At 49.8% G+C, this 12,871-nt stretch carries 19 protein-coding genes; 3 read left to right on the top strand and 16 right to left on the bottom strand.

Translation table 11 applies throughout. The annotated features are described in order from the left end of the window. Positions 1–151: 151 nt before the first annotated feature. The 6 genes from AB4O41_RS07020 to AB4O41_RS07045 all read right to left on the bottom strand — a co-directional run bounded on the left by AB4O41_RS07020 (position 152) and on the right by AB4O41_RS07045 (position 3,571). Complete coding sequence (locus AB4O41_RS07020; RefSeq protein WP_460148311.1) at positions 152–265, bottom strand: hypothetical protein; 114 nt, start codon at positions 263–265, stop codon at positions 152–154. Further along, entirely contained in the window at positions 219–392 is a 174-nt protein-coding gene (locus AB4O41_RS07025) for a hypothetical protein (RefSeq protein ID WP_460148466.1), read from the bottom strand. Before AB4O41_RS07025 ends, AB4O41_RS07020 begins: the two co-directional genes overlap by 47 nt. A 99-nt stretch (positions 393–491) precedes the next feature. Beyond that, the gene (locus AB4O41_RS07030; RefSeq protein ID WP_460146838.1) at positions 492–1,046 is read right to left on the bottom strand and encodes an OsmC family protein; all 555 of its coding nucleotides are present in this window, start codon (positions 1,044–1,046) and stop codon (positions 492–494) included. 369 nt (positions 1,047–1,415) lie between these two features. After that, positions 1,416–1,979, bottom strand: a complete 564-nt coding sequence (locus AB4O41_RS07035) for a TetR/AcrR family transcriptional regulator (RefSeq protein ID WP_460146840.1) — start codon at positions 1,977–1,979, stop codon at positions 1,416–1,418. Between the two features lie 106 nt (positions 1,980–2,085). Next, the gene (locus tag AB4O41_RS07040; protein ID WP_460146842.1) at positions 2,086–2,529 is read right to left on the bottom strand and encodes a hypothetical protein; all 444 of its coding nucleotides are present in this window, start codon (positions 2,527–2,529) and stop codon (positions 2,086–2,088) included. Continuing rightward, positions 2,522–3,571 carry an amino acid permease gene (locus tag AB4O41_RS07045; RefSeq protein WP_460146843.1) on the bottom strand — a complete coding sequence of 350 codons (1,050 nt, stop codon included), beginning with the start codon at positions 3,569–3,571 and terminating at the stop codon, positions 2,522–2,524. The genes AB4O41_RS07040 and AB4O41_RS07045 overlap by 8 nt, the downstream gene beginning before the upstream one ends. A 387-nt stretch (positions 3,572–3,958) precedes the next feature. On the opposite strand from AB4O41_RS07045, the gene metC reads away from it, so the two are divergent. Further along, positions 3,959–5,149, top strand: coding sequence for a cystathionine beta-lyase (gene metC / locus AB4O41_RS07050; protein WP_460146845.1), 1,191 nt, complete (start codon positions 3,959–3,961; stop codon positions 5,147–5,149). 682 nt (positions 5,150–5,831) lie between these two features. Here the strand turns inward: metC and AB4O41_RS07055 are convergent. From AB4O41_RS07055 to AB4O41_RS07070, 4 genes are all read right to left on the bottom strand, one after another. Continuing rightward, a complete protein-coding gene (locus AB4O41_RS07055; protein WP_460146847.1) occupies positions 5,832–6,197 on the bottom strand; it encodes a histone-like nucleoid-structuring protein, MvaT/MvaU family in 366 nt (121 codons plus the stop codon). Between the two features lie 106 nt (positions 6,198–6,303). Beyond that, complete coding sequence (locus tag AB4O41_RS07060) at positions 6,304–6,549, bottom strand: type II toxin-antitoxin system PrlF family antitoxin (RefSeq protein ID WP_460146849.1); 246 nt, start codon at positions 6,547–6,549, stop codon at positions 6,304–6,306. A gap of 237 nt (positions 6,550–6,786) precedes the next feature. Then, complete coding sequence (locus AB4O41_RS07065) at positions 6,787–7,284, bottom strand: 3'-5' exonuclease family protein (RefSeq protein ID WP_460146851.1); 498 nt, start codon at positions 7,282–7,284, stop codon at positions 6,787–6,789. Positions 7,285–7,431: 147 nt separating this feature from the next. Then, entirely contained in the window at positions 7,432–7,731 is a 300-nt protein-coding gene (locus AB4O41_RS07070; protein WP_460146853.1) for a hypothetical protein, read from the bottom strand. A 198-nt stretch (positions 7,732–7,929) separates the two neighbouring features. Between AB4O41_RS07070 and AB4O41_RS07075 the strand changes: the two genes are divergently transcribed. Further along, the gene (locus AB4O41_RS07075; RefSeq protein WP_460146855.1) at positions 7,930–8,229 is read left to right on the top strand and encodes a hypothetical protein; all 300 of its coding nucleotides are present in this window, start codon (positions 7,930–7,932) and stop codon (positions 8,227–8,229) included. Between the two features lie 360 nt (positions 8,230–8,589). Here AB4O41_RS07075 and AB4O41_RS07080 read toward each other — a convergent pair whose 3' ends face one another. From AB4O41_RS07080 to AB4O41_RS07100, 5 genes are all read right to left on the bottom strand, one after another. Beyond that, positions 8,590–8,946, bottom strand: coding sequence for a hypothetical protein (locus AB4O41_RS07080; RefSeq protein ID WP_460146857.1), 357 nt, complete (start codon positions 8,944–8,946; stop codon positions 8,590–8,592). A gap of 96 nt (positions 8,947–9,042) precedes the next feature. Then, on the bottom strand, positions 9,043–9,396 hold the full coding sequence (locus AB4O41_RS07085) for a DUF6957 family protein (protein WP_460146859.1): 354 nt from the start codon (positions 9,394–9,396) through the stop codon (positions 9,043–9,045). Positions 9,397–9,508: 112 nt separating this feature from the next. After that, positions 9,509–10,237, bottom strand: coding sequence for a metallophosphoesterase family protein (locus AB4O41_RS07090; protein ID WP_460146861.1), 729 nt, complete (start codon positions 10,235–10,237; stop codon positions 9,509–9,511). Positions 10,238–10,343: 106 nt separating this feature from the next. Beyond that, positions 10,344–10,766, bottom strand: coding sequence for a hypothetical protein (locus tag AB4O41_RS07095; RefSeq protein WP_053154046.1), 423 nt, complete (start codon positions 10,764–10,766; stop codon positions 10,344–10,346). 42 nt (positions 10,767–10,808) lie between these two features. Then, the gene (locus AB4O41_RS07100; RefSeq protein WP_460146863.1) at positions 10,809–11,216 is read right to left on the bottom strand and encodes a DUF6957 family protein; all 408 of its coding nucleotides are present in this window, start codon (positions 11,214–11,216) and stop codon (positions 10,809–10,811) included. Between the two features lie 175 nt (positions 11,217–11,391). Here AB4O41_RS07100 and AB4O41_RS07105 point away from each other — a divergent pair, with 175 nt between their 5' ends. Then, positions 11,392–11,889, top strand: coding sequence for a helix-turn-helix domain-containing protein (locus tag AB4O41_RS07105; RefSeq protein ID WP_460146865.1), 498 nt, complete (start codon positions 11,392–11,394; stop codon positions 11,887–11,889). A gap of 303 nt (positions 11,890–12,192) precedes the next feature. On the opposite strand, the gene AB4O41_RS07110 is transcribed toward AB4O41_RS07105, so the two are convergent. Then, the gene (locus AB4O41_RS07110; protein WP_460148312.1) at positions 12,193–12,300 is read right to left on the bottom strand and encodes an IS1096 element passenger TnpR family protein; all 108 of its coding nucleotides are present in this window, start codon (positions 12,298–12,300) and stop codon (positions 12,193–12,195) included. Between the last annotated feature and the right edge of the window lie 571 nt (positions 12,301–12,871).

The raw sequence follows: 12,871 nt of genomic DNA on the forward strand, positions 1-12,871 counted from the left end.
AAAGCCCAGATAGCGCCGGTCACCCAAGGCGCTTTACCCGACAGCAAGAACACAATGGTGTTGGTAAAATCTCCGGAACACCAACTCGCTCTGGGCGGAAATCAGCCAGCGACTTCATCGCTTCTGGAATCGCCTCTTTGCCCATTAACCCCTAATAGATCGAGGTGTGGACGATCCCTGATGAGATGGCTTTGACGCGACTACCCGAGTGAGCCGATTCAATAGCCAGATTGCGTGTCAGCGCATGCAAACGTACCTTCACCATGCCGTAGGCAGAGCGGACGAACCAGCGAATGCAGCATGTGCACTGATAGAGCTGATGTTCCCAATTGACCACCCATACCACTGGTGCCACCGACGACAAGCAGTTTTTTGTTGAAAAAAATGCTCATTTCGTACTCCATTGAATTACTAGGCCAAAAGTTGCAACGCCAGTAGTGCTTTGCCCACTGGCGCTCTTAAGGCTTTAAAGATTCGAAGCCCGACGATTATCAGTCCTCACGAACCTCGAGGGTCGGCACCATACGGATGGCTTTCGAGAAGTTGGCGTAGTTGACCGACGTCTTAATCACATTTTTATGCAGCTCTTCCACGCGCTCACGAGGTGCGTCGGTGTGCAGGCGAATCACGACGCTCACTTCGTCGTACCCTGGGTTGACGCTCTCGTCGAGACCCAAGAAACCACGCAGGTCAAGGGTACCGTCCGTCTCAATTTCCAGACTATGGATTTTGATACCCATCATGGCGGCGTTGGCCGCATAACCTACCGACATACAGGCGTTGAGCGCTGCCATCAGCAGCTCTTGAGGGTTTGGGGCAGAGTTTTGACCTAACAGTTCATTTGGCTCATCGGCGACAATTTCGAAATCACGCGGATAGGTTTCACCGGCCAAGCTGTAGCGGCTGACTTTCGCCACAGAGCGAGTCTGGCCTTTCCACTTGGTCTTGACGTTGAAGCTCGCGTGACGCTTGTTCGCCTCCCCAGCAACACCTTGAGCAAACTGTTGCAGAGCGGCGACGTCAATACCATTCAGATTACTTGTCATTAAAAAAACCTCGAAGGAGCGCATTTTTGCGCCTGGATGAATGTTCTACACAACAACCCTACCAATTGGTTGGTTTGTTTTCAAGAGGATTTTTCGATCTCGTTATCCACCCCACGCGTAACTGATGAATCACCTCTCACCCCCGACTAATACGTAGCTAGTAGGAAAGTACCGCTTGTCCGTGCAGACAGACGGAGACACACGCTGAAAAAGCGTAGGTGCTCAGAAATTTTATCCTACGGGAGTGGATCAGTTGCTGAAGCAGCCAGCGGAAGGTAGAAATAAGAAACCCACCTTAAAAGATGGGCGATACAACGTGTTGAGAAAAGGTTCTCTACTGAAATGTCGGTCAGCTGCGATAAACCTAGATTACGAACGGATAATACTGTTCAAAATCAAATCGAACCCAGACTGGTCTACAACTGTGTCACTCAGCGCCCAAGACACAAAACTGCTGCCCTCAAGCAAGCTCAATATCGCCCGTGAAACCGCCTTGGGATTGACATCCCTCTTTATAACTCTCTCAGACTGACCCAAAAGGAGATTACTCTCCAACCATGCAAGATGGATTTCAAAAAATTTCCTAGTTAGTTCCTTAAGACTGTCCGGCAGAGCAGAAAGTTCAGCAGCGAGTGCACCACATAGGGGTAACATTCCATTTTTTGAGCTATCAACGAACAACTTACAAAACTCTTCCAACCGAACGATCGTGTCGGAGCTTTTTTCATTTATCAACTCTAGATTCTTCTCAAATCTAAAAAGATAGCTCTCAATAACGGCAATTCCAAGCCCTTCTTTTGTAGGGAAGTGATGATGGATACTCGCCTTCTTTATACCAATTTCGTCAGCTAAATCGGCATAGCTAAATGCAGCGTACCCTTTGGTGCGTAGCAATAGCTCAGCAGTGCCTAAAAGGTCAGAACGAGTACTCATAAATCTTACCTTGAATTTTTGATAAACGCATATTAACTGCATTAGAGCAACTGTTCAACTCAAGCGATGAGAGCACGCCATCAACCGTACTCTCATCGCCATCAAGCTAGACTCCTACATGGTTCGAGCTACCCTCATTCTCTTCCAAGCGCAAGACTTTGGAACGGACAGCCCTAGCCCAACCCAGCATTAATGCTCCAGCGACTAACGGTATAGATAGAACAGTATATGTTCCATTAGGATAATCGAAACCCAATAGTACCAAAACTACAAGCAAGAATCCCAAGGTCAACCAAGAGGTAAACGGAGCGCCTGGTATTCTAAATGAGACCATCTCGGCTTCACCTCTCTTCACTGCACGGCGGTACATTATTTGCGAAAGCACAATGAATGCCCATGTGGAAAGAATCCCCAGAGATACTAGATTAAGCAGAAGCTCGAAAAGCTGAGACGGAATTAAAAAGTTTAATAGCACGCCAAATACGTTGATCCCCATAGTAACCAAGATCCCCATATAGGGAACACCTTGGGTGCTCATTCGTTTAAACATCTTTGGAGCAGAGCCCCCCCATAGCTAGCGATCGTAATACTCGTCCAGTTGCGTACAAACCAGAGTTTAGACTAGAGAGCGCCGCAGTCATTACCACAACATTCATAACGGAGCCAATGCCAGGAATTCCGAGCGCCTCAAAGAAAGTCACAAAAGGGCTGACATTGGCGCTGTAGGCCGTCCACGGCAGTACAGTGACTAGCAAGAATACTGAGCCAACATAAAAAAGCCCTATTCTCCAAACCACCCCATTAATTGCTTTAGGGATGACACTTTTAGCATCCGCTGTCTCACCAGCAGCGGTTCCTACCAACTCAATACTCGCATAAGCAAAAATTACGCCTTGCACGATAATGATTGCCGGCAGAAGGCCATGAGGAAAAATACCCCCATTATCAGATATCAAATGCAGGCCCGGGATGTGCCCCGCCACCTCGTGGCCAGTAGCAAAGAAAAACGAACCGACCGCCAAAAAGACACTGATAGCTGCCACCTTAATAACAGCAAACCAAAACTCCATTTCACCAAACCATTTAACACCGACCATGTTCATCAATGTCACCACACCCAAAGCGCTAAGCGCGAATATCCACTGTGGGACATCCGAAAAAACGCTCCAGTATTTCATGTATATTGCAATAGCTGTGATGTCCACTACGCCTGTTAATGCCCAAACCAAAAAATACATCCACCCCGCTACAAAAGAGGCACGCTCCCCCATAAATTCTCTAGTATAAGATACAAAACTCCCGCTGCTAGGGCGGTGCATCACTAACTCGCCCAACGCTCTTAATATGAAAAAAGCAAAAACCCCACACACCAAATACACCACTGCAAGTGCAGGCCCGGCAATTTGAAGCCTTGCCCCTGCTCCCAAGAACAAACCCGTGCCGATAGCTCCACCTAGCGCCATCATCTGCACATGACGTTTTTTAAGATGTTTTGAGTAGCCACTCTCATGAGAGTCAAGCCAGTTCGACTTATCTTTCAATTCGCTATCACACTGAACTGCTAAAACGGGCTGTACCCTTTGCTTTTTCATACTTCACCCAAGCGATTAATTTGCAGTTGTTTTTTTTATGCCTTGCAAACTTAAATTTTTATTCCCAGTCCCAAAGAGAAGTCATAAAGCGAGCTCCGTGCCCAATGCTATTACAGACATTAGGTATCACTCCAGAAATGTCCTAGCACCCACAAGCATCGCTTTTTCGGACGAGCAAGGGCGAGATCTCTAGACACGAAAAACCTACCATCCACTTGGTAGCCTTGCAACACATTTCGTGACTATTTATTCAACCTTCTGTTTTTAAACGGTTTTTTTGACATACCAACCTAATGGTAGACATTTAATTAAATTAGGACTTTAATCACGACAACGCGCCGGGCAGCACGCGACGAGCCCTCCACTACGCAAGAAAAGGAAGCCAGTATGAAAAAATATAAAACCGTGCAGACCCTACTCGCCCACGCTTCTATCGAGCCTGATCAGCATCATGGCTTCGTGAATACTCCGGTTTACCGTGGTTCCACTGTGGCTTTCCCTACGTGTGAATCGATGCGCGAGGGACGCCAAAAATATACGTATGGCCGGTGGAATAACCCTTCGACGGAGGCATTGACTCAAGCCCTCCAGCAGTTGGAGGGAGCGGAAGGCACGGTTCTTTGCCCTTCAGGGCTCTCCGCATGTACGACTGCCATACTGTCTGTGGTGGGAGCTGGGGATCACCTGCTAATTGCCGACAACGTGTATTCGCCGATAAGGGCTTTTTGTGAGCAGGTGGGTCAACGCCTTGGAATCGAGGTCTCGTTTTACGAACCGACAATAGGTGCCGGAATCGTAGACTTCCTCAAGCCAAACACTAAAGCGATCTATACCGAATCTCCTGGCTCCTTGACTCTGGAAATACAAGACATCCCTGCTATAGCCAAGGTTGCCCATGATCATGACATCCTAGTTATTGCAGACAACACTTGGGGTACCCCGCTTTACTTTCCATCACTGGAACTTGGTGTCGATCTGTCCATCATGGCGGCCACGAAATATATCGTCGGCCACTCCGATGCGGTTCTTGGCACCGTATCAGCCTCCAAGCGTGCGTGGGATAGCCTCAAGCGATTCCATTTCAACATGGGCTTGTTTGCGAGTCCGGATGACGTGACGCTGGCGCTCCGAGGGATGAGGACGCTAGATGTGCGACTGGAACGCCATTACAAAAATGCTACGATTGTCGCCAAGTGGCTGGAGACACGCGAGGAAGTGGAAGCAGTTTATTATCCTGCATTAGAGTCTCATCCTCAGCACCAGTTATGGAGGAGGGATTTTAAAGGAGCATCAGGTTTACTCTCCTTCGTTACCAAACCTTCCACACAAGTAGCGGCAGATGCACTCTTGGATAGCCTATCGTTGTTTTCAATCGGCTACTCTTGGGGCGGTTTTGAAAGCTTGGCGATGATCGCAGATCCCAAACCCGTTAGAAGTGCGACGTCTTGGGAAGTTGACGGGCATCTGGTGCGGCTGCATATTGGCCTTGAAGATCCATCTGATCTTATCGCCGATCTCGAAGAAGGCTTTGCGAGATTTAATATGTTACGCAACCAACACATTGCCAAATATTCATAAAACTGCGTTAGGCACAGCCCTTTATGGGCTGTGCTTGCCGCATGTTGGCGAGGAAGTCGAAGGGTTAGGCCAACCGGCGCCATCTCGTGTTCTCGCATTGTTGGCACCGATGCCGAATTGACCCAATTGCCGAGATGTCACTGACCCAGTCTGTTCCTCTCGAACTATTGCCTATGCGGGATTTGTGCAGATTCATAGGTGGGTCAGTCTTGCCTCAGCACGTGGGTCAATTCGGTATCGGCGTCAACAGACGTGCCTTTCGAAATCACCTGGGGAGGCGTCCAGACCCAAGTGAAAGGTGGTTCTATAGCATTCGTACCGGCTGGCCCAAGTTCGATCCGCTTGCAAGATGGAGGTCGTCTCACGCTAATGATTACTCGCGGTTATTCCTCCGCCAGCGATTCACACATCGCAAGGCATGGACGACGGGCAGAATCAACTGATTGATATCTTCTCCCCCCTCGAGTCGACTTCTCCTTGAAAGAAGGCTGGGTACTCAACGCCGACGAATACCCGCTTCCGGCATCGATATCTCCACTCTAAGGATTTGACTGGTTACTAGACCTGCACCAGCACAAACCGAAGGTTTGATACCACTCGCAGCATCGTGCGGAGCTGAATATGTGCATTGTGACCAGATACACAAAAGACCCTCGAAGGGCCCTTTGTACTCAAACCAAACTCACTTAGTCAGCCAAGACTCAACTGTCGCGGAGCCGTGCTCAGCTTTCCACTCTTTAAGCGTCTTGTGGTTGCCGCCTTTGGTTTCGACCACTTCACCGGTATGCGGGTTTTTGTAGACCTTCACCTGGCGCGGCTTACGGGTGCCCGATTGCGACTGGACTGCTGGAGCGCGACGACCAGACTGCGGATCAAGCAGATTGATCACGTCTTTCAGGCTGTAGCCATACTCGGCGAGCAGAGCACGAAGCTTGGTTTCAAATTCGATTTCTTGCTTCAGGCCAGCATCACCCTTGAGAGCCTCAAGCGCTTGAAGCTGTTCAGCGAGGTGTTTTTCAAGTTGGCGGAATTCTGCAAGTTTGGACATGGTAGTTCTCTACGTAGTTAGTCACCTAACAATACACTAAAAAGCAAAACTTGAATTTAGAGTCGGAGAGCTCCGTGTTCGCGAGTCGAGGTTCGCGGCCCTTGATTTACTCGTCTTCCGCTGAGAGCGGTGAATTGAGGTCAACATCTACCTGACCGACTAGTTTAAAGATGCGCGCGACCAGACGCATATCCACAGGCAGCATTCGCTTCGGATATGCGTCCATGTCAGCCGCCAGGAGCCCGAGAGTTCGGGATACGAAGAGATGGGCTTCCATCGGTTCCTTCGTCGGCGAGGTCTTGTACTGAACACGGTGCGCGGACGTGATCTTGGGGATACGAGGGTCATTCATGATTCAACCTCATGCGGTTCGACGTTGCAGCAACTGCGGCAGGTTCCGCCTGTTCTGATGCCGAAGTGTTGCTCCGATTAAAGGGAGTTTTTGAATGTGAAAATTATGGCTCAGCAATAATTATGGCTGAGCCATAATTTGAAATAATCCAGTTTTGTCGCTTCGACGCCAGTGGTGGAACTCAAATCACCAGCAGGACACCGTTCAAAGCTCAGCGACCCACATCGCGATGTACCTCTATGGTGACAGAGCAAACCGAGAAGCCAGTGCCTTGAAAAGCTCTGCAAGCATCCGCGCGTCTAGCAATGCATGGTGCGGCAGATCAGATAGATCCAGCTCCTCAAGAGCTTCCGCACTTACCTGATTGAAAAGGATCGTGAGGTCGGTTGGTTGATCCATAACGTGGATTGGCCAGGGTTGATGATCTACACAAACGAGATCACGGAACAACTGCCAATCCCAATGTGGCGCATCTGAACACACCTCAAGCTGCTCGACGAAGCTCCCTAGAAATCTGCGAAGAGAGGTTTGGGCTTCGCTAAGCGACTGACCACATCGCAGAGGATCAAGTTGTGGTAGAACGTTCTGAATAACGAAATCACTACAGTCTTCGACCAAAAAGGTGTCGGTCAGCTCAACGTAGAACTCTTGGCCCGACTCTGATACCAGAGCTAGTGATATCAGCTTCGAGTCCCGATTGAGCTGAGTAAATTCGCAATCAAGGAATATCTTCAACGCCCTTTCCTTTTCAACGATTGAGGCCTGTCATCAGAGCCCGTTTCCGTCCCAATATTTACCACTACCGATGGATTTTCGGGGAACGTAACTACAAGGTCGGCCGAGTAAGATGAGGCGCTGCATTTATGATTGGGCGTGGGGCCTTCAGTCGTCCCCCCAGGGATTGAATCTATCGCCATACCTAGCGTGTAACGCACGATTGCGTTCGATCCGCCTAATCCACGGATCGTAATCCTCGGGCAATGCGGCGAGCTTAGCGCTGATGATCATTTGCACCACTTCGTCACGCAGTAACCTACTGGTCAGCTCGCGATATTCGCCACGCGTAACCACACCATAAATGGCGTGATTGTCTTTTACATAGAGATCGGTCATTCCCACCCGCATATGGCCATATTTTGCTACGTCATCGGGGTAGATGTCCTCTAGGCTGAGGTATCCCATATCGAACTCCGGGCTAGGAATGTACTCACTGAATAGCACTGCCTGTACGCTCCGCAATGTTCAAAGGTGCCACCGATAGCGTGCACCATCATTGAAGTCGTCCCTTCGCGCCAGCGCCTACAAAAACCAGCCAACAACAAGCGATATAGTGTGCGCATGATAACCTCCGCTCAGTTATCACCGTTCCGAGAATCTGCTTTGAACACACCAAACGCACATGCCGATTTCAACAATCTGATCAACGCTCCGAAATTTTCCGATGACCCCGTTGGGCACCGTCAGAAAAAGCGGTGGGAGCTCATCGCTGGAGACATCTACAAAAGCACATCCAAAGAGGCATTGCTCGAAGCTAGGGGCAGAGCCGAAGGCTATATCCACGGTCTTGTGGACGCAGGGCATTTGTCGACAAGAGACATCGACCGCGACTATCTCCTTTTGAGTATCGTCCAACGGCGGCGTGAGTTTTTGCAAAAGCTACTGAACGAGTACGGTTACTGAGCCAAGGCGAGATGTGAATCCGTCCGACGTAAAAAGAACTTCGTACGATAGAGTCAGTTTGGAGCACTCCGCAGAGGTAACTCGGAGCGCCGCTGATTAAAACTTTAAAAGGGATAGCAGGCGATTTCAAAGGTCTGACGGGGCGCGAGCGATGAGCCTGTCTCGAATCGACTCCCATTCCTCCATGGAAATGAGCACCGCAGTCCTGCGAGCTCCATCAACGAAAACTGGTTTGCGGGTCGTGATCACCTGGTCGAGCAACTCGTCAAAATGGGCTATTGCCCTAACGACTGACCATCGTTCATCTGGCATATGACACGGCCCTACCAGGTTATCAATTGATGGCTTTCATACTACCGATCAGAATCTATCGGCGGACTGGAGAAGCTTTGAAAAGCTAGCTCTTCCGAGGTCTCGCCTGAAGCTAGCGATGACGTAATTACCATCCTGAGTCTCGAGCAACCAAAACCGCCCTTCTTTCCTCGCCAACTGAATTTTACCCGTGTGAAGAATTGAACCATCAGCTCTGTGGTAGGCATCATCCTTCTCAGAGTGATCGAATGACACCCCGACGCATGTGTCATCTGCAATAAAAGCGTCGCTGATGAATGCCGTGACAGGCACCGTGTATTTGCGAAGGCTTGCTCGCACCAAACGGCGCAGCTGAAATTCGCTGACATCTTTACTATGAAATTCCAGCTCAATTACTTCAGGCATCCAACTCAAGCTCCAAAACGACCATGAATAAACCGTCGGCAAGCATCGCTCACCCTGCTTTCATTGAAAAAGCGGCACCAATGCTAGCTTCTTTTCTCAGTCCTTGACCAAGCAGGAGATAGACAGTTTTTTGGTTTCAAACATATAAGGGCTGGAAGAGACGCCGAAATTACTGCGTACCCACATGGTGGGCTGGAAGCGATTTTGGCTGTCGTGGACAATTTCGTGGGCGAAAAGCGTCGCGGGAAGTAGACCAAGGCCGGTGAGTTTGTCTTTCTCAGCAGGTGTCACAGTGAGGTCGATCAGGATCCACTGCTTCACAACACAGAGGGCTTTGCCCGGGAACGTCTTTGCGGCCAACGCGATTAGCTCGTCTTGGCTGCCCTGCCAGCCAGGTGCTTCCCTCCCTGCTCCGTAAAGGAGCTGGGAAATCTCTTCTAACGTAACCATGTGAATTTCTCGATCGATTTAGGTTTGAATCGCACAAAAATGGAATTCATCCCAGCGTAACAACTTAGGGAAAAACTCAGATTGCTGAGGTTTATCGCTGAATCGCAGCTCATCAAATCTCGAGCAAAAAATCCTGAGCGAAACCGGTATCTTCAGTCGGATATCCGCGAGGATTTGACACAACCCGGCATCCTTCTTTAACGAAATCCGCAGCGATGTGGGTATGTCCATAAATCCACAGATCGGCATTTTCCAAAAGCTCAGGCCAATTATTTGCGTACGCAGCAACGAGGTGTTCTGGAAAATCCCCGCTTACGTATTCCGAAGTAGGGGCATGGTGCGTGACGACAACAGTTTTACCGTCGAAAGGCTTGTCCAATTCCCCAGTAAGCCAGGCATACGCCGCCTGTGATTTAGCGATCAAGTCATCAGGACGCAAACGTCGGAAATTTTCATCGGTTCTGATCACGGTGAAATCGTTCATCCAGTCCCAAGCGACTCGTTTCGCGGCAACGACATCTCCGGTCAACGAGTAATCTGTCCATGCAGTTGTGACCAAAAACCTAGTTTGGTTGATGATCAATACTTCGTTTTCGAGGACGTGCACGTGAGGCGCTGCCGCGTCCTTCATTTTTTGAAGCGTGTGATCAATGTGGCCGCCGTAGTACTCATGGTTTCCGCAGACGTAAATCACCGGGAACTGGAATGTGTCGTTCGCCCACGAGACTCCACGCGATTTGATATCAATGTCACCAGCGAGAATGACTACGTCCGCTTCGGTTCGGGCAGGTTCGAATCGAGCGAAGCCGAGGTGCAGATCTGAGTAAATCTGAATTTTCATAGCAGACGACCACTTTCGATTTAGTAGTACATTGCATACAGCTGCGGCGGGCGGCCTCCGAGCATGGCGCGCCTTGCCAGGAGAGGCTGCGATTTACGTACTCGGATTAAAAAATCACTCGAAGCCCTTTGAGAGAGTGAGGGTCAACAAGACAGCCTGGGGCATCCGTATAAGCCTTTTCGTCGCCAATGTTATGAAGGCAAACACGAGCACCACTAGAGTCATATCCGACCAGCAACCCCGAAAGCCCCTCCATAATCCATTTGCCGGCTTTGTTCATCCACCCAGGCGTGACGACCTGAATTTCCGTAACGACAAACTCGCTGGTTTGTTTGGAAAGTATTTCTTCGAGCATATCGACGTCACTAATCATCATGGTGCTTGACCATACCGTGCCCTCCAAGCGCTCCTGAAGGACGACGTGATACCAAGGATGAGCCAAGTGGCGTTCAAACATCCGCCAGTTCGAATACCCATCCCCAAAAATATTAGGAGTGCCCTCGGCAACAGTTTCATGACTTCTAAACATTTCACATTCCCGTGGATCTACAGGCCGCTGTTGCAGCTGACATCACTGATAAAGAGACAGTATCGCGGCGAGGCTGGCTGACTTTTCGTCGCCGTCTCCCACCAAAACGTACACCGTGTTTTTGGTTTCAAAGAGAAAGCCATCTTGGAATGAAATAGCCATGGTGCTGCGAACCCAGTTTCCGTAATCGAAGCGTCCTCGGCTGTCTAGGATGACTTTTTCGGCGAAAACAAAGAGCGGCAGGTGGCCATGAATGTGGATTTTGGTGAGATCCCCATCGCTCGCTATCGCGCGCACGATCGTCCACTGCTGGACGATGCAAAAGCCTTTGTTTGGGAAGCGGCTCTGTACTAGTTGAATCAAGCGCTCTTGGCTTTCCGTAGAACCAGACCGAGGCTCTCCGATGCTGGAGAGGAGCTCACCGGCTGCTTGGATATTTTCGATTTCCAATCAAAAAGCCTCTGACAATACATGTGATATGTTTGGGTGCTCAGGTCGCTAAAACTGCCTGATGCCCATACCCAAAAGACTCTGAAACCTATGATTGTGCGGCTTAGCTCTGAGAAGGCGTCATCGCACATTTCCAATAATACCACTAAACGTGGTTTATCAGAAGACTCGCGTTATGGCTCTATCCTCGCTTTTAGGGCAGACCATGTCGCTTAAGAATGAGATCGCGGGAGCACTCAGGGCAATCAGGACAATCCGAGGCTTTGACTACGGTGATTTGGCAGACGTCAGTGCAAAAGCAAACATCGGTAAGCTGGAGCAAGGAAAGAGCAACATCACGGTTGCCAAATTGATCGAGCTAGCAGAGGCCCTCCAATTCGATCCTATTGCTCTTATGACCCTCTGCGTCGCTATCCAGAAGGATGAACCTACCAACACCACTCTAGAGCGAGCACGTGCAGAACTTGACTCATTCAAAGCAGAAGGAGGAGAGGAGCTTGTCCGAAGTCAATTTGTGGGCAAAGACCTGAAAAAAAGACCTTCAGGTAAGCCTGGCAAAACCGAGAATGCCGATGCTGTGAGAGAGCTGAAAGCGTTAGGACTGAGTCAGGCTGAGGTGGCGCGGAGGCTTGGATTGGCGAGCTCAACGGTGTATCGGTACTGGCAGACTTGAAGGGACACACTGCCCGAACTCCAGTAGTAAGGGTGATGGTGTCGGCGTTTAAGCGAATTCGATAACACTTATGGCCTTCTGATGAAGGCTGACTTCATGCAGCCCGATCTCACTACCTTTCGGATGCAAACCGATCGTGCCCCCCAGGCATCATCCATGAGTTGATGGCCAACAGATACACAGGAGAAGCATTTTCACCGCAGGCGTTCGAGCTGCAACGCCTGCATCTCAAACCTTGATTCTTCTAAAACACTCCTTAACCCGCTCGCGGTCAAATGCCAGCGGCTCAAATACCTCGCCGTGCTAGCCCACCACGTCGTCGTACTCTGAATGCTTGGGGTCTGTCATAAACTCTAGAAAATCCTTGTAATCTGACACTCCACCTACGTCTGCTGTCGGACAAGCATTCACGCCATCAACGTAATACGGCAGTGGAGAGGCCGCGATGGCGGGTAGAAGTGCAATTACGCAGTACAGTGCTTTGACAAACGTCTTGTGAGCCTCTGGTTTACCGGCGGCCCCCAGCAATCAGGCTCTGGGGTATCGTACTTTTCATCCGCTATCATCTCCAGGCCATCACGACCTGGACGACATCGTGCATGTTTGCCCAGGGTGATGATTTTAGACACCGCGAACGGACGAAGATCTTCGGAGTGATCCACTTCAGCTCAGTTTGCAGTAGCAACAAATCAAGTGCGGGTTTAAATAACCGGATAATTTCAATAGCACAGAGCCACCATTTCAGCAAGCTACAAACATTGCGCACGGAAGCTCAGGCGTGATCGAGAGAGCATCGGGGCGGCATTAGTCAGCGCCTTCTCCTCGAGTGGCGGTTTCAAAATGATACAAGGCTCGGGCAGCTAGCTGCTTTCACGTCAGCCATCAATTAGCCACAAGCGACGCAAAGCCTAGACTTTTCAGCACTCACGAAATGTCAAGCAATATATATCTTCGGCTACCCCCTTGAAATCGTTTTTTCAAA

It is taken from the genome of Pseudomonas sp. S2_A02, assembly GCF_054668495.1.